This is a genomic window from Achromobacter sp. CF-sbj1-Ac2-l (assembly GCF_052698165.1).
In genome coordinates, this window is the sequence record NZ_CP199855.1 from 3,771,079 (window position 1) to 3,794,532 (window position 23,454).

Annotated in this window: 19 protein-coding genes, 2 pseudogenes and 1 riboswitch; of the genes and pseudogenes, 7 read left to right on the top strand and 14 right to left on the bottom strand. The window is 69.4% G+C overall.

The features are described 5' to 3' along the window. Positions 1-84: 84 nt before the first annotated feature. A pseudogene (locus tag ACUDCK_RS17065) lies at positions 85-168 on the bottom strand (hypothetical protein); the annotation flags it as partial. Between the two features lie 224 nt (positions 169-392). Between ACUDCK_RS17065 and ACUDCK_RS17070 the strand changes: the two are divergent. Then, a complete protein-coding gene (locus tag ACUDCK_RS17070) occupies positions 393-2,303 on the top strand; it encodes a tetratricopeptide repeat protein (RefSeq protein ID WP_175166767.1) in 1,911 nt (636 codons plus the stop codon). A gap of 188 nt (positions 2,304-2,491) precedes the next feature. On the opposite strand, the gene ACUDCK_RS17075 is transcribed toward ACUDCK_RS17070, so the two are convergent. Beyond that, complete coding sequence (locus ACUDCK_RS17075; RefSeq protein ID WP_175166766.1) at positions 2,492-3,223, bottom strand: SDR family NAD(P)-dependent oxidoreductase; 732 nt, start codon at positions 3,221-3,223, stop codon at positions 2,492-2,494. Positions 3,224-3,482: 259 nt separating this feature from the next. Between ACUDCK_RS17075 and ACUDCK_RS17080 the strand changes: the two genes are divergently transcribed. Then, the gene (locus tag ACUDCK_RS17080) at positions 3,483-4,244 is read left to right on the top strand and encodes an SDR family oxidoreductase (RefSeq protein ID WP_175166765.1); all 762 of its coding nucleotides are present in this window, start codon (positions 3,483-3,485) and stop codon (positions 4,242-4,244) included. Positions 4,245-4,257: 13 nt separating this feature from the next. On the opposite strand, the gene ACUDCK_RS17085 is transcribed toward ACUDCK_RS17080, so the two are convergent. The 3 genes from ACUDCK_RS17085 to ACUDCK_RS17095 all read right to left on the bottom strand — a co-directional run bounded on the left by ACUDCK_RS17085 (position 4,258) and on the right by ACUDCK_RS17095 (position 5,587). Then, on the bottom strand, positions 4,258-4,872 hold the full coding sequence (locus tag ACUDCK_RS17085) for an ABC transporter ATP-binding protein (protein WP_175166764.1): 615 nt from the start codon (positions 4,870-4,872) through the stop codon (positions 4,258-4,260). A gap of 203 nt (positions 4,873-5,075) precedes the next feature. Next, a complete protein-coding gene (locus tag ACUDCK_RS17090; protein WP_175166763.1) occupies positions 5,076-5,399 on the bottom strand; it encodes a hypothetical protein in 324 nt (107 codons plus the stop codon). A gap of 2 nt (positions 5,400-5,401) precedes the next feature. Further along, positions 5,402-5,587: a hypothetical protein gene (locus tag ACUDCK_RS17095; RefSeq protein ID WP_162876644.1), complete on the bottom strand. Its 186-nt coding sequence runs from the start codon at positions 5,585-5,587 to the stop codon at positions 5,402-5,404. Between the two features lie 549 nt (positions 5,588-6,136). Further along, a riboswitch (TPP riboswitch) is annotated at positions 6,137-6,270 on the top strand. 60 nt (positions 6,271-6,330) lie between these two features. Here ACUDCK_RS17095 and thiM point away from each other — a divergent pair. Continuing rightward, the gene (gene thiM / locus ACUDCK_RS17100) at positions 6,331-7,152 is read left to right on the top strand and encodes a hydroxyethylthiazole kinase (RefSeq protein ID WP_175166762.1); all 822 of its coding nucleotides are present in this window, start codon (positions 6,331-6,333) and stop codon (positions 7,150-7,152) included. 43 nt (positions 7,153-7,195) lie between these two features. On the opposite strand, the gene ACUDCK_RS17105 is transcribed toward thiM, so the two are convergent. The 6 genes from ACUDCK_RS17105 to ACUDCK_RS17130 all read right to left on the bottom strand — a co-directional run bounded on the left by ACUDCK_RS17105 (position 7,196) and on the right by ACUDCK_RS17130 (position 15,373). Next, a complete protein-coding gene (locus tag ACUDCK_RS17105; RefSeq protein WP_175166761.1) occupies positions 7,196-9,292 on the bottom strand; it encodes a TonB-dependent receptor in 2,097 nt (698 codons plus the stop codon). A gap of 268 nt (positions 9,293-9,560) precedes the next feature. Further along, positions 9,561-10,319, bottom strand: a complete 759-nt coding sequence (locus ACUDCK_RS17110; RefSeq protein ID WP_116792177.1) for an iron ABC transporter ATP-binding protein — start codon at positions 10,317-10,319, stop codon at positions 9,561-9,563. Further along, the gene (locus ACUDCK_RS17115) at positions 10,316-11,293 is read right to left on the bottom strand and encodes an iron chelate uptake ABC transporter family permease subunit (protein WP_244976823.1); all 978 of its coding nucleotides are present in this window, start codon (positions 11,291-11,293) and stop codon (positions 10,316-10,318) included. The genes ACUDCK_RS17110 and ACUDCK_RS17115 overlap by 4 nt, the downstream gene beginning before the upstream one ends. Beyond that, entirely contained in the window at positions 11,286-12,257 is a 972-nt protein-coding gene (locus ACUDCK_RS17120; RefSeq protein ID WP_116792200.1) for an ABC transporter permease, read from the bottom strand. The genes ACUDCK_RS17115 and ACUDCK_RS17120 overlap by 8 nt, the downstream gene beginning before the upstream one ends. 54 nt (positions 12,258-12,311) lie before the next feature. After that, on the bottom strand, positions 12,312-13,286 hold the full coding sequence (locus ACUDCK_RS17125; protein ID WP_175166760.1) for a siderophore ABC transporter substrate-binding protein: 975 nt from the start codon (positions 13,284-13,286) through the stop codon (positions 12,312-12,314). 65 nt (positions 13,287-13,351) lie between these two features. Then, positions 13,352-15,373 (bottom strand): ligand-gated channel protein, encoded by a 2,022-nt coding sequence (locus ACUDCK_RS17130; protein WP_175166759.1) that lies wholly within the window; start codon positions 15,371-15,373, stop codon positions 13,352-13,354. A 224-nt stretch (positions 15,374-15,597) separates the two neighbouring features. Between ACUDCK_RS17130 and ACUDCK_RS17135 the strand changes: the two genes are divergently transcribed. Then, positions 15,598-16,293: a response regulator transcription factor gene (locus ACUDCK_RS17135; RefSeq protein WP_082401902.1), complete on the top strand. Its 696-nt coding sequence runs from the start codon at positions 15,598-15,600 to the stop codon at positions 16,291-16,293. Positions 16,294-16,886: 593 nt separating this feature from the next. After that, a pseudogene (locus ACUDCK_RS17140) lies at positions 16,887-17,474 on the top strand (sensor histidine kinase); the annotation flags it as partial. 276 nt (positions 17,475-17,750) lie between these two features. Here the strand turns inward: ACUDCK_RS17140 and ACUDCK_RS17145 are convergent. From ACUDCK_RS17145 to ACUDCK_RS17155, 3 genes are all read right to left on the bottom strand, one after another. Continuing rightward, complete coding sequence (locus tag ACUDCK_RS17145) at positions 17,751-18,566, bottom strand: TatD family hydrolase (protein ID WP_175166758.1); 816 nt, start codon at positions 18,564-18,566, stop codon at positions 17,751-17,753. 71 nt (positions 18,567-18,637) lie between these two features. Beyond that, positions 18,638-19,327, bottom strand: a complete 690-nt coding sequence (locus tag ACUDCK_RS17150) for an ABC transporter ATP-binding protein (RefSeq protein WP_054502169.1) — start codon at positions 19,325-19,327, stop codon at positions 18,638-18,640. Then, positions 19,320-20,552 carry a lipoprotein-releasing ABC transporter permease subunit gene (locus tag ACUDCK_RS17155; RefSeq protein ID WP_231132972.1) on the bottom strand — a complete coding sequence of 411 codons (1,233 nt, stop codon included), beginning with the start codon at positions 20,550-20,552 and terminating at the stop codon, positions 19,320-19,322. Before ACUDCK_RS17155 ends, ACUDCK_RS17150 begins: the two co-directional genes overlap by 8 nt. A gap of 190 nt (positions 20,553-20,742) precedes the next feature. Between ACUDCK_RS17155 and ACUDCK_RS17160 the strand changes: the two genes are divergently transcribed. Both ACUDCK_RS17160 and recJ read left to right on the top strand, forming a co-directional pair. Beyond that, positions 20,743-21,681, top strand: coding sequence for a hypothetical protein (locus tag ACUDCK_RS17160; protein ID WP_054502167.1), 939 nt, complete (start codon positions 20,743-20,745; stop codon positions 21,679-21,681). After that, positions 21,663-23,363 (top strand): single-stranded-DNA-specific exonuclease RecJ, encoded by a 1,701-nt coding sequence (recJ, locus tag ACUDCK_RS17165; protein WP_175166757.1) that lies wholly within the window; start codon positions 21,663-21,665, stop codon positions 23,361-23,363. The genes ACUDCK_RS17160 and recJ overlap by 19 nt, the downstream gene beginning before the upstream one ends. Positions 23,364-23,454: the final 91 nt, after the last annotated feature.

Consider the following 23,454-nt stretch of genomic DNA (forward strand, 5'->3'; position numbering starts at 1 on the left):
ATGACGGCGCGGCCGGCAAGGCAGGACAGGGCGGGGCGAGATCCCGCCCGCGCGCGCTTGCGATGCCAGTTCCGACGCCGCTTGCCAAACGCGCAGGCGACGATTCCATACCAGACGGTAGATGTGGTTCAAAGCGGAATCCCTTGTTTTTGCGACGGCCTGCGTCATCCTGGCCCACCGTGAAGGTGGCACGAACGCATGCGATCAGCGCGGCGCACCCACGACAGGACGAGCCGACTTTTTTGGCCGATGGGCGGAATATTTGCGCACAATATAGCCTGCGCCAGGGCGGCTGAAGCGAAAAGAAAAGGCGCAATCACTGGTCAATTCCTGCCCACCGCGAAGATAATCGCACTTTTGCCGCCAATGCCGATTTACAAGGAGCGACCTTCTTGGGCCCGACCGCCGACCGCGCCGCCCCGCCGTTGACCGTCCGCGAGGCGATCGCCCTGGCCCACACGCACTGGAACGCCGGTCAGGCCGCGCAAGCCGAAGACCTTTGCCTGCGCGTGCTGGACGCGGTTCCCGACCAGCCCGACGCGCGGCATTTGCTCGGCCTGATCGCGCATGCGTACGGCCATCCAGCGCTGGCGCTGGCGCATCTGCGCGCGGCCTGCCAATCGCACGCGGCGCCGGCCGTCTATTGCAGCAATCTGGCGGAAGTGTGCCGCCAGCAGGGACGGCTCGACGAAGCCGAGGCGGCCGCCCGCCGCGCGGTGGCCGCCGATCCGGGGCTGGCCGAGGGCTGGAACAACCTGGGCATCATCCTGCAGGAGGCAGGCCAGTTGGCCGCCAGCCTCGATTGCCTGCAGCGCGTGGCTGCATTGCTGCCCGACAGCGCGCAGGCCCACAACAACCTGGGCAACACCTGCAAGCGCCTGGGCGACAACCCGCAGGCGCTGGCGCATTACCGGCGCGCCCTGGAATTGGACCCGGACTACGCGCAGGCCTTGAGCAACATGGCGGTGGCGTTGGGCGACGAGGGCCGGCACGAGGCCGCCCTGGCCGCCATCCGGCGCGCCATCGAGATCGATCCGCTGCTGCCGCAGGCGCACCTGAATCTGGCCGCGCTGGAACGTGCGCGGCCACGCCCAGGCCAGGCCCGGGCAATTCCCGGCGGCGCCCCGGCGCCGGCCGCGCCGCCCGATGAACATGCGCTGGGCGAGGCCGAGGCGCTGCTCCGCGAGGGCCGCTACGCCCAGGCCGAAACGTTGCTGCGCGACGCGCTGGCGCAGGCGGGGCGTCATGTCGCTCTGCTGCGCCTGCTGGTCCAGGCCCTGCGGCCGCAAGGAAAGCTGCGGGAAGCGCGCGACGCCCTGGAGCACGTGCTGCGCGCGGAGCCGGGCGACACGGGGTCGCGCTTCGAGCTGGCCGAGGTGCTGCTGACGGAGGGCGATTTCGATGCCGGCTGGCGCGAATACCGCTACCGCTATCACCTGGCGCACACGGCGGCGCTGGCCCGCCACGTGCAAAAGCCGCGCTGGGACGGCCGGCCGATCCCCGGCCAGACGCTGCTGCTGCATGACGAGCAAGGCTACGGCGATACCTTCCAGTTCCTGCAACTGGTGGCACTGGCCCGCGCGCGCAGCGGCGCGCGCATCGTCCTGGAGGTCAAGGAGCCATGCCACGCACTGGCGCGGCGCAGCGACGGGATTGATGAAGTCATCGTCGCCGGTTCGCCGCCGCCGCCGTTCGATCTGCACTGCGAGCTGATGAGCCTGCCGCTGGCGCTGGGCCTGCGCCTTGACGACCTGCCGGTGCGCACCGCCTACCTGCGCGCCGACCCGGCCCGCGTGGCTCGCTGGCGCGCGCGGCTGGCGGACCTGCCGCGCCCCCTGGTCGGCCTGGCCTGGGCGGGCAGGCCGACCCATCCGCGCGACGCGCAGCGTTCCCTGGCGCTGGCCGATATGGCGCCGCTGGCACAGCCTGGCGTCACTTTCATCGGCCTGCAGGTCGGCGAGGCGTCCGCCCAGGCGGCCTCGCCCCCGCCGGGCCTGAACCTGGTGCCGTTGGGCCAGGATATCCACGACTTCGACGACACCGCGGCCATCCTGACCCTGCTGGATGTGCTGGTGTCGGTGGATTCATCGCCGGTTCATCTGGCCGGCGCGCTGGGCTGCCCGGCCTGGGCGCTATTGCCCTTCGCGTCCGACTGGCGCTGGCTGCGCGAGCGCCGCGACAGTCCCTGGTATCCGTCGGTGCGCCTGTTCCGCCAATCGGCCCCGGATGCGTGGCAGCCGGTGTTGGAAGAGGTGGCGGTCGCGTTGCGCGCCTTGCAGGCGGCCCGTTCCGCCGCCGAATGACGTTCCGCCCCTTCCTCGCCGGCCGCTCCAAAACCTGACGACCCGCTCCACGGCAAAGCCGCGCACTTTGGCGCCGAACATGGAGCGGCCGGAAATGCCACGCGCGTCGCCCGCGAACCGCGACTGCGTCGGCTCCAGCGCGCGGCGCCGCGGCCGCCGCAATGCCGTCACGCAGGCGCCGGACCGCGTCAGGGCAGCCCGACTCCCGTGGCGCCTTGCAGGGTTTGCAGCAGACGCGCCTGGAAGGCCTCGTCATGCGTGGCCGGATGCGGTTCGCGCCGCGCCTGGTGATGCCAGTAGCCGCCGCTGCGCAGCGCGTCGGCATCATCGGTCGTCGCCAGCCAGGCCTGAGTCACATGCCCCAGGCTGAGATCGTCCGGCGCGTTGGGCCCGCCCATCTTGGTGGGCACCCAGCCGGGATCGACCGCTTGGCTGATCACATCCGGCCAGCGGCGCGCCACGGCCGCCATCAACGCCGTCACGAACAGCTTGCTGTCCGAATACGAGCCGCTTTCGCGGCCGCCATCCCAGGCCATGCCGTCCAGGTCCGGCCTGCCGTCGTAGTGCATTTCACTGCTCAGGTAGACCAGCCGTCGCGGCCGCGCCATCAAGGCGGTCAGCATATACGGCGCGATGACATTGACTGGCAGGATGGCCGGGCCGGTGAAGACGCCGGCATTGTGGATGACCGCGTCCATCCGGCCCAGCGCATTGAGCTGGTCCGCCAGCTCCCGCGTCTGCGCCAGGTCGGCCAGGTCGCCCACCACCGCCAGCGCCCCTTGCGACAACAATTCCCGCGCGGCGCCCAGGCGCTCGCGATTGCGCCCGTGCACGACCACCATGTGGCCGTCCGCCAGCAGCGCGCGCGCGGCCGCCAGTCCCAGGCCATCGACCGAACCGGTGATGAAGATGCGTGCCATGAATCCACTCCTTGAAAACCGGGCGCGGGCCGGGCAAGCCTTGCGCGGCCGCCGTCGACACCGCGCCATGCGCAGGCGACTGCAGTGTATCGGCATCGCGCGCCCGATGACGCCTTGACCCGCCGGCGCATCCGGGAATTCCGGCGCCCGTCGCGTGAAGCAGCCTTGGAGGCGCGGATCCGCGCGAAGTATAGTGACCGGCGCGGCGCAGGCGCGCCCGACGCACCCATCCCGAACTTCGCAGCAGGAGCCCCTTTTCATGGCCACCGAATCCCAAGCCCCCGTCATCCTGATCACCGGCGGCAGCCGCGGCGTCGGCGCCGCCACCGCGCGGCTGGCCGCCGCGCAGGGCTATGACGTGGCGATCAGCTATGTCTCGAACGAAGTGGCGGCGCGGGCGGTGGTCGCCGACGTCCAGGCCCTGGGGCGCCGCGCCCTGGCCGTGCGCGCCGACAGCGCGGACCCGCAACAGGTCACCCATCTGTTCGCCGCCATCGACCAGGCATTCGGCCGTCTGGACGTGCTGGTGAACAACGCCGCGATCATCGCGCGGCAATCGCGGGTGGAAGACCTGACGTTCGAACGGATGCAACGAATCTTCGCCGTCAACGCCATCGGCCCCATGCTTTGCGCGCAACAGGCGGCCCGGCGCATGTCCCAGCGCCACAAGGGCCGGGGCGGCGCCATCATCAACGTGTCATCGGGCGCGGCGCGGCTCGGCAGTCCCAATGAATACGTGGACTACGCCGCCTCGAAGGGCGCGCTGGAGAGTTTCACGATCGGCTTTTCCAAGGAAGTGGCGCGCGAAGGCATCCGCGTGAACTGCGTGCGTCCTGGCCACATCTATACCGAGATGCACGCCAGCGGCGGCGAACCGGGGCGGGTGGACCGCATCAAGGACACCGTGCCCATGGGCCGCGGCGGCCAGCCCGAGGAAGTGGCGCGCGCCATCCTGTGGCTGGCCGGCGTTGAGGCCTCGTACGTCACCGGGACGTTCGTTGACGTCACAGGAGGCAAGTAACCGGAGCGCCGCGCTAGCGTAGCGCGGCCACCTCCATGACGGTCGCCCCGCAGGCCTGCACCAGTTCGGGATCGTGGCTGGCGAACAGCACCACGCGGTCCCGGCCCCAGGCCATGAACAGCTCGGCCAGTTCACGCCGCGCCGGCGTATCCAGCCCGTTGCTCGGGCCGTCGGCGATGACCACGGCCGGATCGCCCAGGGCGGCCGCGGTCAGGTAGACCTTGCGGCGAGTGCCCGTGGACATCTGCTCGAAGCGCTTGTCCAGGTGCGGTTCCAGCCCCAGCCGCGCGGCCAGGTCGAGCACCGTGTCATCCACCGACACGCCCTTCTCCGCCGCGACCTGCTGGAGCAACCCGCGCCCGGTCTGCTGCGGCAACGCCAGGCAGTTGTCGGGCACGTAGGCAAGGCGGGACTTGGCCAGTTGGGGCGACCCGCTCAGCGAATGGCCCTCGATCCAGACCTCGCCGCCATCCGGCGCGATCACGCCCGCGATGATGGCGAGCAGGCTGGATTTACCGGTGCTGTCCTCTTCGCACAGCGCCACGCAGCCGGGGCCGAAGGTGTGCGTCAGCCCCTGGAAGACGAGATGGTCGCCGTAGCGTTTGGTGAGATGGTCAATGCGCAGCATGGCGCCAGTGTACGCAGGAACGTGCCGCCCCGCCAGGACCGCGCGGCGCCTGCCGCGCAACCCGCCGGGCCGCCCCCGACCACGCGACGACACGCCAGGCCCCGGCCATGCGCGACGGCGCGGCCACCGCTACTCGCCCCCCCTGGCCTCGATGGCGAAGGTCTGGAAGCACTTGAAGCGCGAGGCCACGTGACGGCAGCGCGTCACTTCCTCAGGTACGACTTTTTTCCGCTGTCCGAATAGCAGAAGGTTCCGCCGCGCGGGCCCGTACAGTATTGGCCGTCGCGGCAGTGGCACGAGCCGCTCGAACCGGCCGCGGGTGGCGGCGACACCAGGGATTGGGCGGCGCCGTCCGGGCCCGTGCAGACACGCTTCGAGGCGCTGATCGAACCATCACGGCAGAGGAACTTCTCCCCGGCACAGCGTTCCACGCCGCCCTTCTTGCCGGAACAGGGGGTGTTCGCCGAATGAGCCGTGGTCGCGAACGATACGGCCAGCGCGGCCAGCGCCAGGATCAGCGCGCGCATCGTCAATGCGCCGCCGGTCGATCGCCGACCCAGGCCGAGAAGCGCAGCAGATAGCCATCGGGGTCCTGCACCAGGAACTGGCGCACGCCCACTTCGATCGCATCGCTGCGATACCAGAAAGCCAGGCTGCGCGACAGGTCGGCCAGCAGCAACTCCGGAACCATTCGGGCTCGGCGTAATTCGGTCATGCGTGTCTCCATTTTCAGGGTGTTCGGCATGATGACAGAACCGGTGGCGCCCCGCCTTCGCGGTGAAAGAACAGCGGCTCCATGCCGCCTTTGCCGCGGTCCAGGTACTCGAACGCCACCCGCTCCCCGGGAAGCGCCGGACCGCCGCCATGGCTGAGGTTGTACAGTTCACCGCCCAGCCGATAGACATATAGCGGGGTCCAGGACGTCGACTCCGGCATTAGTACCTTGTAGGTCAGGACCTCGTCCACCCGGCCGCGCACGCCGTACTTGACCGTCGCGCGCCGTGGTCGAGGGCCCCCACAGCCAGATCCCGGCGAAGAGAACCGTGATGGCCAGGAACAGCATGAAACACACCGCACCCAGGACCGTTTCCGCGCGGTGAAAGTTCGTATGCCGGCGCAACCATGCCAGGTCCTGCTCGGTCAACGCCTCATCGTGGGTCTGCATGCCGCGCGCCTCCTCGTCTCGATCCGATTGCCCGCCATGATGACAGAAGCGCCGGGCTCGCCCGGCTTGACAAGCCCCCCTCCCCCCTCCGAACATAGCCCCATCCACCCGGGGAGCTTCGGCAAGAAGCTGAGATTCCGATGGCGGCCGCGCCCAGCGCGGCACGCGGCGCGAGAGACCCGTTGAACCTGATCCAGACAATCCTGGCGTAGGGAAGGTGCGCATCCCGCCGGCCCCCCATGCCGCGCCACGCCGCCCCGCCCCGCCCGTTGTCCCCTTAAGGACCCGCCGGCATGGCCTCCCTCACTCCTACCCTGTCCGACCTGGCGCTGGCTTCGCGCGACCTGTATGCGGCCGTGCGCCGCGACGCGCCGCTGGTGCAGTGCCTGACCAACTTCGTGTCGATGAACACCGCGGCCAATACGCTGCTGGCCATCGGCGCCTCGCCAGCAATGGTGCACGCGGCGGAGGAAGCGCCCGAATTCGCCGCCATCAGCGGCGCGGTGGTGATCAATATCGGCACGCTCTCGGCCCCCTGGCTGGACAGCATGCTGCGGACCGCCGCCGCCGCCAGCCAGGCGGACACGCCCTGGGTGCTGGATCCGGTGGCGCACCACGCCACCGCGTTCCGCCGCGACGCGGTGCGGCGCCTGCTGGACCTGCGGCCAGCCGTGGTCCGCGGCAACGCGTCGGAGATCATCGCGCTGGGAGGCGGCCAGAGCGCCAGCAAGGGCGTGGATGCGCGCGACCCGGTGCAGCAGGCCGAGCAGGCGGCGCGCGAGCTGGCGCGGGCCCGCGCAACGGTGGTGGCGGTGACGGGAGAAGTGGATTTCGTGACCGACGGCCAGCGCGAGGTGCGCGTGGCCGGCGGATCGCCGCTGATGCCTCAGGTCACCGCCACGGGCTGCGCGCTGACCGCGGTGGTCGGCGCCTTCGCGGCGGTGGCGCGCGCTGACGCCTACACCGCGGCGGTGGCGGCGCTGTCCTGCTTCGGCATCGCCGGCCGGCGCGCCGGGGCGCTGGCGGAAGGCCCCGGCTCGTTCGCGTGGCGCTTCCTCGACGCGCTGGCGGCGCTGGAGACCGACAGCCTGACGGCCGAGTCGCCACTGCGCTGAAACCACATCCGCGCGCCCTGTCGGCGCGCGGACGCCTTTCCATTTACATGCGGTACTGCAGGCTCAGCATGGCGTTGCGCGGCGCGCCCGGCATGTTCAGGTTGGGGCTGGTGCCGTGCGCCGAGACGATGTAGCCGGCATTGAACAGGTTGTACACGTTCAACTGCACCGAGTACGGCCCCTGGCGCCACCACGCCGCCGCGTCCGCCGTGAGGTAGCCCGGCAGCGTAACCGTGTTGCCCGGGTTGGCGAAGCGCGCGCCCACCAGGTTCAGACCGGCGCCAGCGCCAAAGCCGTCGCCCAGGTCCTTGGTGATCCAGACGTTGCCGGCATGGCGCGGCGTCAGCGTGGCGCGCTTGCCCTCCACGTCCTTGCCGGCGTCGCGCGCCACCGACTGCGTCACGCGCGCGTCCAGATAGGCATAGCCCAGCATCGCGCGCCAGCCGTTGGACAGGTCGCCTGACAGGGTCCACTCGGCGCCGTCGGTGCGCTGCGTGCCCACCGGCACCAGCGTGTTGGTCACCGGGTTGGTCACCTTGATGTCGGTGCGCTCCAGGCGGAACACCGACACCGTGGTCGACAGCTTGCCATCCAGGAAATCGTACTTGGCGCCGACTTCATAGTTGGTGGTCTTCTCCGGCGCCAGGTCGACGTTGTTGGCCGCCAGCGCGAAGGCCTCGCCCGAGGGCTGGTAGGAACGGCTCCACGACACGTAGTACGACTGCACGCTGTCCGGCTGGAACACCAGGCCCAGGCGCGGGCTCAGGTTGGAGTCGGTGCGCTGCAGGTTCTGGCCGCTGCGGCGGTCCTCGGTCTTCTGCTCGAAGCGGTCATGGCGCACGCCGCCCAGCACCTTCCAGTGCTCGCCCAGCGACACCATGTCCTGCACATACAGGCCGAGCGTGCTGAAGCGGCCCAGGTTGTCGGAGCCAGGCGCGCCCACGGCCTGCCGCCGCAGCGTCGGCAGTTGCGGATCGAACAGGTTGACCACCGCCACGTTGGGGTTGGAATAGCTCACCAGGTCCTTGTTCTGCTGGCCCACCTCGACGCCGTAGAGGATGTCGTGGCGCACCGATCCCCACTGCACGCGCTGCATCAGCTCGGTCTGGTTGGTCCAGCCGTGTTCGTCGCGCAGCACGTTGCCGTGGGTCAGTGACACGGTCTGCGCGGCTTCGTTGACCGAACCCGGCAGCGTGTTGTTGCGGTTCAGCGTGTAGTGGTAGTAGCGCGTGGCATTGCGCAGCGACCAGTTGTCATTGAAGCGGTGCGTCAGCGTGCCGGCGTACGACTGCACGCGGGTCTGGGTGTAGTCGGTGTCGCGCGCGTTCTCGGCGCCGTAGTAGGTGGACGGGTCCACGTCCACCGGCCGGCCATGGTAGGCCGGGATGCCGAAGTCCGTCAGGCGGCGGTCTTCCAGGAATTCGGTCTGCAGCAGGAAGGTGGTGTTCTCGCCCAGCTTGAACTGGGCCGACGGCGCGATCGCCTTGCGATCGATGAACTGCTTGTCGCGGTAGCTGTCGCCCTTTTCCACCGCGCCCGTCAGGCGCCAGGCCATGCTGCCGCTGTCGTTGGCGCGGCCCAGGTCCAGGTCGAGGCGGCGGTCGTTCCACGAACCGTAGCTCAGGCCGACCTGCGAGATGTCCTCGCCCGGCTTCTTGGTGATGCGGTTGATCAGGCCGCCGGACGAACCGCGGCCGTACAGCACCGCCGCCGGCCCCTTGATGACGTCGATGCGTTCGACGTTGGACAGGTCGCGGAAGTACAGCGCGTCATCGCGGAAGCCGTCGACGAACTGGTCGGCGATGGCGGTGAAGCCGCGGATCGACACCTGGTCGCGCTGGCCGTCGCCGGTCGAGAAGCTGACGCCCGGCACGTTCTTGAGCGCGTCCTGCACCGACATGGCGTGCTGGTCGCGCAGCACCTGCGCCGGCACCACGTTCACCGTCTGGGGAATGTCGCGCAGCGGCGCGTCGATCTTGGTGGCGCTGGTGGACGCGGGCGGGTTGTAGCTTTGCGCGGTGTCATCGGCGCCGACGACGCTGATCGCGGGCAGGGTGGCGGCGGGCGCGGCGGCCTGGGCGTGGACGGCCAAGGGGGCCGCGGCGAACAGGGCGGCGGTGAGGGGGCGGAGGACGTGCATGGCCTGCGGGTCTTTTCGAAGTCGTTTGAAATGGAAGAAACCGCCATTCTCTTGACAACGAGAATCACTCGCAATGCTTTTATCATTACGTTGCCTGGGGGCCACGATAAATGAGACACGCGTCCAATTCAGATGTTATTCAGCATGTCTGTGCGAAGCGTGCGCGACGGGCCGGATGTCCCAGTCCGGCCGTATTCCGTCCCCGGAAATTTCCCGCCACGCGCCGGCGCTGGCGTCGTCCCGCGACCCTGCGCGCTCCCCGCGACCGTCAGCGGTAATACACGCAGATGCGCTTGCCGCCGATTTCGTGCACGTCGATCGGCAATTCGTACAGGTCGCCCAGCACCTCGGGACGGATCAGTTCGGCGGGCGTACCGCAATGCGCCACCCTGCCCGCCTTCATCGCCACGATGCGGTCGGCATAGCTGGACGCGAAGTTGATGTCGTGCAGCACCAGCACCACGGTCTTGCCCAGTTCGTCGGCGGCGCGCCGCAGCGTGCCCATCATGGCCACGGCGTGCTTCATGTCGAGGCTGTTCAGCGGCTCGTCCAGCAACACATAGCGCGTGTCCTGGCACAGCACCATCGCCACGAACGCGCGCTGGCGCTGGCCGCCGGACATCTCGTCAAGGTAGCGGCCGGCCAGCGGTTCCAGGTCCAGGTAGGCGATGGCCCGGTCGATATGGACCTTGTCGTCCAGTGTCAGGCGGCCGCCCGAATGCGGATAGCGCCCGAACGCCACCAGGTCGCGCACCGTCAGGCGCAGCGGCAGGTGGTTGTCCTGCCGCAGGATGGCCAGGCGCCGCGCCAGTTCGCGGCTGTCGCTGCGCGTCACGTCCAGGCCGTCCACCTGGATGCGGCCGGCGGACATCGGCAACAGGCGGCTGATCATCGACAGCAGCGTCGATTTGCCGGCGCCGTTGGGGCCGATGATGGCGGTCACGCCGCCGGCCGGCAAGGCCAGCGACACCTGGTCCACGACCACGCTGTCGCCGTATTGCTTGCTGACTTGCTGGATATCGATCATTGGCGTCCCCTGCGCAAGATCAGGGCCAGGAACATCACTCCGCCCACGAATTCGATGACCACGCTGACCGTGGTGCTCAGTTGCAGCACGCGCTCCAGCAGCGTCTGCCCCCCGACCAGGAAGATCACGCTGAGCAGCACCGCGGCCGGCACGGTGTGTCGGTGCCGGTCCGACCCCATCGCCTGATAGGCCAGGTTGCTCACCAGCAGCCCGAAGAACGTCACCGGCCCCACCAGCGCGGTGGACACCGACACCAGCACCGCGATGGCGGCCAGCGTCAGCAACAAGGTGCGGCGGTAGTCCACGCCCAGGTTCAGCGCGATCTCGCGGCCCAGCGCCAGCACGTCGTAGCGGCACCGCATGCGCCAGACCAGCAGCGTCGCCGCGGCCACAGCCGCCAGCGCGATCGGCAGCAGTTCGGTGCGCACTGAATTGAAGTTGGCGAACATCCGGTCCTGCAGCACCAGGAATTCGTTCGGGTCGATCAGGCGCACCACGAAGCTGGACAGGCTGCGAAACAGCAGCCCGAAGATGATGCCCACCAGCATCATCAAATGCAGGCTGCGCACGGCGTCCGTGAACAGCCAGCGGAACAGCAGGCAGGCGAAGGCCGTCATCGCGCACACTTCCAGCACGAAGGCCGCCACCGGATGGTTGACCGCGCCCGCCGCCTGGCCGAAGCCGAACACCACCACCGACTGGATCAGCAGGTAGAGCGCGTCAAAGCCCATGATGGCCGGCGTCAGGATGCGGTTGTGCGTCACGGTCTGGAACAGCACCGACGACACCGCCACCGCGTAGGCCACCAGCAGCATCGCCGCCAGCTTGCCGCCCCGGAACGGCAGCACGAAAGCCCATTGGCCGTTGGCGCCCAGCGTCATGAAACCGACAACGCACAGCAACGCGGCCGTGGCCAGCAGCGCCAGGCGCCAGGCCTGCGGCGAAGGCAACAGGCGCGACACGGATTCAGCCACGGCGCGCTCCCCGGCTGCGCAACAGGCACAGGAACAGGACGCTGCCCACCACGCCCACCACCGTGCCCAGCGGCACCTCGTAGGGATGGATCACCAGCCGGCCGATGATGTCACAGGCCAGCACGAACACGCCCCCCAGCATCGCCACCCACGGAATCGCGCGGCGCATGTTGTCGCCCAGCATCAGGCTGACCGCGTTCGGCACGATCAGGCCCAGAAACGGAATGCCGCCGGCGGTCACCACCACCACGGCGGAAATCGCCGACACGATCAGCAGGCCCACCAGCGTCAGGCGCGCGTGGTTCAGGCCGAGATTGGCGGCGAACTCGCGGCCCATGCCGGCCACGGTGTAGCGGTCCGCCGCCAGATAGGCCGCGGCCGCCAGGCCGAAGCCGATCCACAGCAGTTCGTAGCGGCCGCGCAGCACCCCGGAAAAATCGCCGGTGGTCCAGGCGTGCAGTGATTGCAGCAGGTCGTAGCGATAGGCGACGAAGGTGGTGACCGCATGGATCACGCCGCCCAGGATCAGGCCGATCAGCGGCACGATGAACGGCGTGCGCAGCGGCACGCGCCGCAGCAGCGCCAGGAACAGCAACGTGCCCGCCAGCGCGAAGCCGGTGGCCGTCAGCATCTTGCCGATCACCGGCGTGTCCGGCGCCAGCAGCGTCACCGCCAGGATGCCAAGCGTGGCCGACTCGACGGTGCCGGCCGTGGTCGGCTCGACGTAGCGGTTGCGCACCAGCATCTGCATGATCAGCCCGGCCACCGCCAGCGCCATGCCGGCCAGCAGCAGGGCCAGCGTGCGCGGCACGCGGCTGACCAGCAGCAGGCGCCAGGCGCGCTCGGCGTCCGGCCCGCCGGCCAGCGCGGCGAACGAAAACGACCCCGCGCCCAGGCTGACGCTGGCCACGCACAACGACAGCAACAGCAGCAACAAGGCCGCCAGCCCGGCCCAGCCGGTCATCATCCCGCCCTGCTTCACCCGGCCGACTCCGACGCCATCCGATGGACCATGCGCTTACTTGGCGTCCGGCTTGGCGCCCGACAGCGCGCGGGTGATATCGTCCACGTTCTGCTGCATGGCGGTCAGGCCGGCACTGCCCAGCAGGTACCAGTTGTAGCCGTTCAGGTAGACCACGCGCTGCTGCTTCCAGGCCTTGGTCGGGCGGATCAGGTCGTTGTCCAGCATCCGCTGGGCCGAGGTGCCTTCGCGGCCGATGGCGGCGTCGCGGTCGATCACGAACAGCCAGTCGGGATCGGTCTGGGCAATGAACTCGAACGAGATCGCCTGGCCGTGGTTCGACACGTTCAGGTCCTTGGCGGCGGGCGCGAAGCCGAACGCGTCGTGGATCACGCCGAAGCGCGAGCCGGGACCATAGGCGCTCATCTTGCCGCCGGTGGTCAGCACGATCAGCGCGGTGCCCGCCTTGCCCGCCTGGCCATGCAGCGCCGTGATCGAGGCGCGCAGCGCGTCCAGCTTTTCCCCGGCCTGGGTCTGTTTGCCATAGATGGCGGCCAGCGTTTCGGTGTTGCGCGTGACGCTGCCGACCAGGTCCTTGGCGTCAACCGTCAGGTCGACCGTGGGCGCCAGTTTGGCCAATTCGTCGTACTTGGGCGCCGAACGGCCGGCCACGAAGATCACCTGCGGCTGGGCCGCGTGGATCACCTCGTAGTTGGGCTCGAACATGCTGCCAACCTTGAGGTAGCGCTTGTCGGCGTACTGGGCGAGCTGCGGCGGCAGCTTGGCGGCGCTGGGCACGCCGGCCACGTCCACGCCCAACGCGTGCAGGGTGTCGAGCACCGCCAGGTCCAGCACCACGGTCTTGGCCGGGTTGGACGGCACGGCGGTCTCGCCGCGCGCGTGCTTGACCGGCACGCTCCGGGCCGCGTCCTGGGCCAGGCTCGGGGCGCTGGCGGCGCCCAGGGCCAGGGCCGTGGTGGCACACGCCATCCAGCGGCCGGCGCGCCCTGCCAAGGTTTGCTTCATCGTCATGCTTGTCTCTCCAGGTTGCGGGAATGCCGCCAGGCGGCGGCGCGTCCCGGTTGTTGCTCGCGGGCTCAGAACTTCACGCCCACGCCCAGCCAATAACGGCGGCCGTCTTCGACGTAGCCGTAGTCGTCGTACCCGACCTGCTTGTCGAACAGGTTGTAGATGCCGGCGTACACCGACACCTTCTTGTTCACGGCATACGAGCCGCCCAGGTCGACGAAGGTGTACGACGGCGCCACCAGCGAGGTCGAGGACGGGCCGGTGATCGGCTGGCTTTCCTTGCCGCGGTAGTTGACGCGGGCCCACGCTTGCAGCGCGTCGGAGGCCTGCCAGTTGACCGTGGTGGTGAACAGGTGCTTGGGCAGTTGGTTCAGCGGCTGGCCCTGGTACTGGCCGGACTTCTGTTCCGACTTGGTGAAGGTGTAGCTGCTGGTCAGCGACCAGTCGCGGCCCAGCGGCAGCTTCAGGTTGGCCTCGACGCCGCGCGACACCGCCTTGTCCACGTTCATGTAGGTGGTGGGATTGGAGCCGAACTGGTTGGGACCGTCGGTGCACTGCGACAGCGGGCACGCAACGCGGGTGATCTTGTCCTTGAAGTTGTTGTTGAACAGGGTCAGGCCGGCATTGAAGCCCTCGCCGTCGTCATACAGCAGGCCAAGTTCCTGGGTCACCGACTTCTCGGGCGTCAGGTCGGGGTTGCCGTACATGTTGCCGCCGCGGCTGACCTGCCCCCAGCCGGCCACGGTCTGGCGCAGGTCGGGCGCGCGGAAACCGGTGGACACGCCGCCCTTCAGGGTCCAGCGCTCGGCCATGTGCCACACGCCGTACAGGCGCGGACTGAAATGGCTGCCGAAGTTCTCGTCCTGGTCCATGCGCAGGCCGCCGGTCAGCGCGAAGCTTTCGACCAGGCGCCATTCGTCCTCGGCGAACAGCGCCCACTGGTAGCGCTCCACCTTGCTGGGACCGCCGGCGAGCTGGTTGCCGGTCTGGTCGGTCAGGCGCTGCGTCAGGTAGGTGCCGCCCAGAGTCAGCATGTGCGAACCCAGCGGCAGCGTCCAACTGGTCTGCAGGTCCAGGTTCTTGATCTTCATCTGGCGCGAGCGGTTGTCGAACTCTTCCTGCTGCACGTAGCTGTCGGACACGCCCCAACCCCAGCGGCCGGTGTGCGACAGCGCCCATTTGTTGCTGCGGTAATCGGTTTCCGACGAGGCCGGGCAGCCGTTGCGCGGGCACGCCACGCCGGGAGCCAGCGGCGCGACGGTCTTGCCCAGCGTGTTCTCGTACTTCTGGCGGCTGGAAGTGGCTTCCAGCACGATGTCGTGGTCGCGGTTGGGCGTCAGCGCCAGCTTGGCCGTGATGTTGGTGGCGTTGCGCTTGCGGTAGCCGTCGACGATCCTGTCTTCGTCGCGCTGGGTCGCCTGGCCGTAGATCTGCAGGCCCAGCAGGTCATTCTTGATCGGGCCCGCCAGGTAGAAGTTGCCCTGGTAGATGTCGCCGGACTTGCTGCTTTCCTGGATGGTGGTGTCCATGCGGATTTCGCCGCCCCACTCGTTGGGCACCTTGCGGGTGATGATGTTGATCACCCCGCCCATGGCGTCGGAACCATACAGCGACGACATCGGCCCGCGCACCACCTCGATGCGCTCGATGGCCGAGATCGGCGGCGTCCAGCCGCCTTCGACGCCGCCGGAATCGGAGTTGGTGCGGGTTTCACGCGAGTTCTGGCGCTTGCCATCGATCAGGATGAGCGTGTACTTGGGGCCCATGCCGCGCAGGCTGATGTCCTGGCGGTCGCCGCCGCCGGTGACCACCACGCCCGGCACTTCGACCAGCGCGTCGGTGACATCACGGTAGAACTTCTTTTCGAGATCCTGGCGCGTGATCACGCTGATCGAGGCCGGCGCGTCCTGGATCTGCTGCTCGTAGCCGCTGGCCGTCACCACCACGGTATCCAGCGTCCTGGCGTCGGCCGGCGGGGCCGATTGCGCCAACACCGGATGACCGGCGGCAAGGCCGCTGGCGCACAAGGCGACAGCCAGGCCGGTACGCGGGCCGAATGCGCGGCGCGCGGCCAGATCGTTGCAGCTCATGATTTCAGACTCTCCCGTCCCGGAAGGGCCGCGCCCCGCGCGCAGCCCCGCTCCGCTTCAATTTTTAATGAAAACTATTCTCATATTAGAATTGAGGCCAAGCGTGAGCTGCAACACGCTTTCCGCAACTTTTACTTTCTTCGCACTTCTTGACACTTCTGCCGCCGGCGACCCGCTATGCTGCCGTGGCAACAGAACCCAAGCGCATGCCCATACCCTCCCCCATGGCAACGCGCCGCATCCTGTTGATCGACGACGACGTCGACCTGGCATTGATGCTGCGCGAGTACCTAGAGCCCGGCCACATCGAACTGACCCTGGCGCACAACAGCGCCCAAGGTCTGCCACTTGCAATGCAAGATTGCTTCGATCTGGTGCTGCTCGACCTGATGCTGCCGGACGGCAGCGGCCTCGATCTGCTGCGCCATCTGCGCCGCCACTCGCGCCGCCCCGTCATCATGTTCACCGCCCACGGCGGTGAAACCGACAGGGTGCTGGGACTCGAACTGGGCGCCGACGACTACCTGGCCAAACCCTTCGGTCCGCGCGAACTCAAGGCCCGCATCGGCGCCGTGCTGCGCCGCTTCGAGGAAAAGCCCGACCCCTCCCCGCCCGAGCTGAACGTCGGCGCGCTATCGCTGGACGCCGCCAGCGGCCGCGCCCGCCTGGGCGAGCAGGAAGTGCTGCTGACCGGCGCCGAGCAACGCGTCCTCGAAGTCCTGATGCGCACCCCGGGCCAAGTGGTGCCACGCGAACAGATCAGCCTGTACGCGCTGGGCCGCGCCGCCGATCGCTACGACCGCAGCATCGACACCCACATCAGCAGCCTGCGCCGGAAACTGCAACTGGACCAGGCCGGCGACGCCCCCGCCATCCGCAACCTGCGCGGTCTGGGCTACGTGCTGGCCGGCGCGGCCTGATGCGCGGGCTGCCCGTCCGCTCCCTGTTCTGGCGCGCCTTCCTGACCTTCTGGGGCGCGATGGCCGTCATCACGGTCTGCGGCATGATGCTGACCGCCGTGGTGGCCTGGTACCGCGTCGATTCGCTCGACGGCCTGAACCCCGGCAACCTGACGCGCGACGCGGCCCAGATCGCGCGCGGCGAAGGCGCCGACGGCCTGCGGCGCTGGGTCGAGGCCATGGACGCGCGCTATTCGGCGCTCAAGATTTATATCGTCGACACGCACGATCGCGACATCCTCGGCCGCCGGTTGCCGACCCGCCTGGACGACTGGCTGGCGGCCTTCCGCGCCGCGCCCGATCCAGGCCTGATCGCCGCCTCCATCGAAGTCCCAGCCGATCCGGCCGCGCTGCGCGTGTCGTGGTGGGATCCGCAATTGCTGACATTGCCGGACAACCGTGAACTGCTGATGCTGTTCCTGCCGTTCGACTCCTCGCACTGGGAAGTGCTGGGACTGACGCCGGTGGCGCTGGGCCTGCTGCTGTTCGCGCTGGCCATCACCGCCCCTTTCTGCTGGGCGCTGACGCGCCACGTGGCCGCGCCGCTGGACCAAATGCGCGGCGCCGCGCGCGCCCTGGCCGCCGGCCGGCTCGATACCCGCACCCCCGGCGCGCTGTCGCGGCGCCAGGACGAACTGGGCCTGCTGGCGCGCGACTTCGACGCCATGGCCGGCCGCCTGCAGGCGCTGGTCGATACGCGCGAGCAACTGCTGCGCAACATCGCCCACGAACTGCGCTCGCCGCTGGCGCGCCTGCGCCTGGGCGTGGAACTGGCGCGCCGCAAGGACGAGCGCCAGGACCTGCAACTGGATCGCATGGAACGCGAATGCGAGCGCCTGGACACGCTGGTGGGCAGCACGCTGCGGCTGGCGCGCATGGGCGCCCTGCCCCTGCCCACCGATACGCTGGACCTGGCGGACGTGGTCGACGACGTGGTGCAGGATGCGCGCTTCGAGGCCGGCGAACGCCAGATCGCCATCGGCTGGCACCGTCCGCCGCCGCTGCGCATCGCGGCCGACCGCGACAGCCTGGCCAGCGCCATCGAAAACGTCCTGCGCAACGCCCTGCGTTTCGCGCCGGCGGGCGGCGCGATCCAGGTGCGCCTGCTGGCCGACGCCGGCGAAGCATGCCTGGAAATCGAGGACGACGGCCCAGGCGTGCCGGAAAAGGAACTGGCTTATCTGTTCGAACCGTTCTACCAGGGCGCCCCCGCCGCGGACGCGCCCCCCCGGCGGCGCCGGCCTGGGTTTGAGCATCGCGCGCGCCGCCGTGACGGCCCACAAGGGCCGCATCTCGGCGCGCAACGCCGCCCCGCACGGGCTGAGCGTGCGCATCGAGCTGCCGCGCATGGCCGCCTGACCCACGCGGCCGCGTCGCCAGTCGTCAGGAATCAGTCGCCGGGCACCAATAGTCAGGGATCAGTCGTCGGCCAGGATCGCGGCCGACAGCCGCGGCAACACCCGCAGCGCATTGGCCGTGGTCGCCTGCGCCACCTGCGCCGGCGTGATACCGCGCAGTCCGGCCAGCACCTGGGCGATGCGGGCCAGCTCGCCGGGCCGGTTGCGCCGCCGCGGCGGATGCAGCCAGGCCGGGGGGATATCCGGCGCGTCGGTCTCCAGCACCAGATGGCGCAGGTCGACGTCGGTGGCGTGGCGGCGGATCTGCAATGCCCGTTCGTAGGTCATGGCCCCGCCGAGCCCCAGCGCGAAGCCCTGTTCGACGAAGGCCTGGGCCTGCTGCGCGCTGCCATTGAAGGCATGCGCGATGCCGCCGATACGCTCGTGGCGCCGCAGGTACTTCAGCAGGATGTCTTGCGATTTGCGCACGTGCAGTAGCACCGGCAGCTTGAATTCCGCCGCCATGGCCAGTTGGGCGGCGTAGAAACGCTCCTGCCGCGCGCGCGGCTCGCCCGAGGCGATTTCCGGCACGAAGAAATCCAGTCCGATCTCGCCGATGGCGACGAAACGGGGATCGCCCAGCGACTGCCGGATGGCGTCGCGCAGGGCGTCCAGATCGGCATCGTCGGCGCGCTGCACATAAAGAGGATGGATGCCCAGCGCGTAGGCGCCGCCGGCCACCTGCCCGGCAAGCTCCCGCACGACGGCAAAATTGGCCCGTTCGATGGCGGGAATGACGATGGCCTGGACGCCGGCTTCAAGCGCGTGTCCGATGACCTCGCTACGATCGGTATCGAACTCGGCGGCGTCCAGGTGGCAATGGGTGTCGATCAGCATGGGCGCGGCCTCCTTGCCCGGGTTTCCTGCACAATCATCGCGCCGCCCGGCCCACGGACCGGCCGCGGGCGTCAGCCCGAGACCAGCCGGCCGTTTTCCATCAGCAACTGACGGTCGGCGCGCGCCGCCAGCTCGGGGTCGTGGGTCACGATCGCAAATGCCGTGCCCGACTCGCGATTGACCCGCGTCAGCAGTTCGAACATGTTGTGCGCGGTATGGCGGTCCAGGTTGCCGGTGGGCTCATCGGCCAGCACGCACACCGGCCGCGTCACCAGCGCGCGCGCCAGCGCCACGCGCTGGCGTTCGCCGCCCGACAGTTGCCCCGGAAAGTGCCCTTCGCGCGCCGCCAGGCCGACCAGGCCCAGGACCTCGCGCGCCGCCTCGCGGGCCTTGTCGCGGTTCTCGCGGCGCACGATCAGCGGCATGGCCACGTTGTCCAGCGCCGAAAATTCCGGCAGCAGGTGGTGGAACTGGTAGACGAAGCCCAGGCTGCGGTTGCGCACCTGGCTCTTCTTCGCTTCGGACAACCCGACGGCCAAATGGCCGTCGACCGAGACGGAGCCGCTGGTGGGCACGTCCAGCAGGCCCAGGATGTGCAGCAGCGTGCTCTTGCCGGAGCCGGACGCGCCGACGATGGCGACCATTTCGCCGCGCGCTACGCTCAGGCTCACGTTGCTCAACACCTCGATGCGGGCCGGCCCCTCGTCATAGATCTTGACGAGGTTGTCCGCCTGCAGCGCGGGAGTCACGGTATCAGTCATGGCGCAGCACCTGTGCGGGTTGCAGGCGCGAGGCGCGCCAACTGGGATACAAGGTCGCCAGCAGCGACAGCACCAGGGAGGTCACGCCGATGGTCACGATGTCGCCCACCTGCGGGTCGGACGGCAAGGCGCTGATGAAATAGATCTCGCGCGGCAGGAAATGCACGCCCAGCAGGCGTTCGATGAACGGCACGATCACGTCGACGTTGTAGGCGATCACGATGCCTCCCGCCACGCCCAGCAGCGTGCCGATGACGCCAATCAGCGCGCCCTGCACCAGGAAGATGCGCGCCACTTCGCCCGGCCCCGCGCCCAGCGTGCGCAGGATGGCGATGTCCGATTGCTTGTCCTTGACCGCCATCACCAGCGACGACAGCAGGTTGAACGCGGCCACCGCCACGATCAGCGCCAGGATCAGGAACATCATGCGCTTTTCGGTCTGCACGGCGGCGAACCAGGTGCGGTTGTTGCGCGACCAGTCGCTCGCCATGACGTACGGCGGCAGCACGTTGCGCAGCTCGGCCGCCACCTCGGGCGCCTTCTGCATGTCGGCGATGCGCAGGCGCACGCCGGCGGTGCCGCTATCGCGGAAGACCTTGGCCGCGTCGTCGTTGTCGACGAAGGCCAGCGAGGAATCGTATTCGTAGTGGCCCGACGAGAACACGCCGACCACGGTGAACTGGCGCATGCGCGGCGCGAAGCCGGCCGGGCTGATCGAGCCCTGCGGCGCCAGCATCAGCAAGGTGTCGCCCACCTTCACGCCCATGCCGTCGGCCAGCTCGTTGCCCAGCACCACGCCGAAGCCGCCCGGCTTCAGGTCGGCCAGCTTGCCCGCCACCATCTGCCGCGGCAGGTCCGAGACGTTGCCTTCGGTGGCCGGGTCGATGCCGCGCACCTGCACCCCGCGCAGCGCCTGGCCGCGCACCAGCATGCCCTGCGCCGCCACGAATGGCGCGCCGGCCTTGACCTCGGGGTTGCGCTTGGCGGCGTCGGCGAACTGCTGCCACTGCTCCAGCACCCGCTCGGGCGCGGCGCCCGGGATGTAGAGCTCGATGTGCGGCAGCACCGACAGCATGCGGTCACGGACCTCTTTCTGAAAGCCGTTCATGACCGACAGCACCACGATCAGGGCGGCGACGCCCAGCGCGATGCCTGCCATGGAACTGGCGGCGATGAAAGAGATGAAGCGATCGCGGCGGCCGCGTCGCTGGCGGATGCGGGCCAACCCGGCATAGCGGGCGCCGATCCAGAGTTCGTAGGGTATTTTCAGCACGAGCGCATTATGGCATTAACCGGCCGCAAAACCGTCCCCGGAATGCGGGAATGGAAGACAAGCCGTGACAAGCTATGGCAGTCGGGGCCGGGCTTAGTTCCCGGCCTGGGTCCGGGTCCGGCCAGCGACTACAATCCTGGCCATGCTGATCGTCATCCCGGGCGCCTTGCCCGCCCTTCCCGTCGCCGCAGAACTGGCCAAGCTGCTGCCCGAGCGCGCCCCCACCCTGCACCACTGGCTGCAGGCCGGCAGCGCCCGAGTCCAGGCCCACGACATCCGTACCCAGGGCTGTACCGCGTTCGAAGCCTGGCAACTGCGCCGCGCCGGCTACGCCACGGAACCCGGCCTGCTGCCGGGCGCCGGACTGGGCCCGCTGCTGGCCGACGGCCAGGCCGGCGACGGCCCCATCTGGCTGGCCGAACTGGTCCACCTGGCCCTGGGCACCGACCAGGCCACCCTGCTCGACCCGACCCAGATGGACCTGCGCGACGCCGAGACCGCCGCGCTGCTGGAGACCGCCCGTCCGCTGTTCGAAGACACCGGCTTTGCCGTCGAACCGTTGACGGCCGCCCGCTGGCGCCTGCGCCTGCCGGACGGCCTGCGGCCCCAGACCGCCAGCCCGCTGGCGGTGGCGGGCCAGCGCCTGAACGACTGGTGGCGCCAGGATGCCGAATCCCGGCCCTGGCGCCGGCTGCTCAACGAGATCCAGATGTCCTGGCACGAGCATCCCGCCAACGAATCGCGCGCCGCGCGCGGCCTGCCGCCCGTCAACGCCCTGTGGCTGTATGGCGGCGGCACGCCATGGGCCATGCGCCCGGCCGGCCCGGAACAGGTCATGACTGAACTGGATGCCGCGCAACGCGCCGGCGACTGGGCCGCCTGGCTCGACGCCCTGGCCGCGCTCGAGCAGCGCCTGCAAGCGCTGGCCGGCCCCAAGGGCCTGCCGGACCAGCCCGCAGAACTGCTGTTGCTGGGCGACGATCGCAGCGCCACCCTCACCCTGAAACCGCGCGGGGGCCTGCTCGGCTTGCTGCCCGCGCCCAAGAAAAACTGGAGCGCCTGGTGGTCTCACCCCGCTTAACCGTCCGCTGCGCCGACCTCGCCGCCTGCCACGCCCTGGAAGCCTCGGGCATCCACCCGCTGCTGGCGCGCCTGTGGGCCGCGCGCGGCGTCACCCATCCCGACCAGACCAAGCTGGCCTGGCCCGCGCTGCTGCCGCCGGCCGGCCTGACGCACTCGGCGCACGCCGCCGGCGTGCTGGCCGACGCCATCCAGGCCGGCAAGAAGCTGCTGATCGTGGCCGACTACGACTGCGACGGCGCCACCGCCTGCGCCGTCGGCCTGCGCGCCCTGTCGGCCATGGGCGCCGATGTCGACTTCCTGGTGCCGAACCGCTTCGAGACCGGCTACGGCCTGTCGCCCGCCGTGGTCGAGCTGGCCTGCCGCCATCGCACCGGCAAGCCCGACATCATCATCACCGTGGACAACGGCATCGCCAGCGTCGACGGCGTGGCCGCGGCCAACGCCGCCGGCATCGGCGTGGTCATCACCGACCACCACCTGCCCGGCGACACGCTGCCGGACGCCCTGGCCATCGTCAACCCGAACCAGCCGGGCTGCGGCTTCCCGTCCAAGAACCTGGCCGGCGTCGGCGTCATCTTCTACATGATGCTGGCGCTGCGCGCCGAGCTGCGCCGCCGCGGCGTCTACGCCCCCGATGGCGGGCCGCGCCTGGACGCGCTGTCCGACCTGGTGGCGCTGGGCACGGTGGCCGACGTGGTCAAGCTCGATGCCAACAACCGCCTGCTGGTGACCCAGGGACTGCAGCGCATGCGCAGCGGCCGCCTGCAGCCCGGCCTGCGCGCCCTGTTCGCCGTGGCCGGGCGCGAGCCGCGCGCCGCCAATGGCTTCGACCTGGGCTTCGCGCTGGGCCCGCGCATCAACGCCGCCGGCCGTCTGGCCGACATGAGCCTGGGCATCGCCTGCCTGACCACCGACGACGAGGCCCAGGCGCTGGAGATGGCTCGCGAGCTGGACAACATCAACCGCGAGCGCCGCACCATCGAGGCCGAGATGCGCGAACAGGCCATGGCGGCCATGGAAGCGCCCGACGCCGCGCCCGGCGCCACGGTCTGCGTGTTCGACCCGGGCTGGCACCAGGGCGTGGTCGGCCTGGTGGCCTCGCGCCTGAAAGAGAAATTCTGGCGGCCCACCCTGGCCTTCGCGCCGGCCGGCGACGACGAGATCCGCGGCTCGGGCCGTTCGATTCCCGACGTGCACCTGCGCGACGTGCTGGACCTGGTGTCCAAGCGCCACCCCAACCTGATCCGCAAGTTCGGCGGCCACGCCATGGCGGCCGGCCTGACGCTGGGCCGCCAGGACTTCCCGGCCTTCGCCCCCGCCTTCGATGCCGCCGTGCGCGAACTGACCGGACGCGACAGCTTCGAGCCGGTCATCGAGACCGACGGTTCGCTCGAATCCGGTTACGCCAACGCCGAGGTCGCCGGCCTGCTGCAACAACAGGTCTGGGGCGCGGGTTTTGCCGCGCCGCTGTTCCTGGACGAATTCGTGGTGCGCAACCAGCGCCTGGTCGGCGAGAAGCACCTGAAACTGTCGCTCGAACGCGGTCACCAGCGCTTCGATGCCATCTGGTTCGGCCACGACCAGTCCTTGCCCGAGCACATCCAGGCGGCCTACCGGCTGGAGCAGAACGTGTGGAACGGAATGGTGTCGGTGCAGTTGGTGATCGAACACGCCGGGTGATGTTGCCCGCCCGGCGCCCGCCGCGCGGACTGGCTGTGCCCCCTTTGCAGCCATGAGGGTGCGACCAGGCTGGCTGGGCGCACCCTTCCCG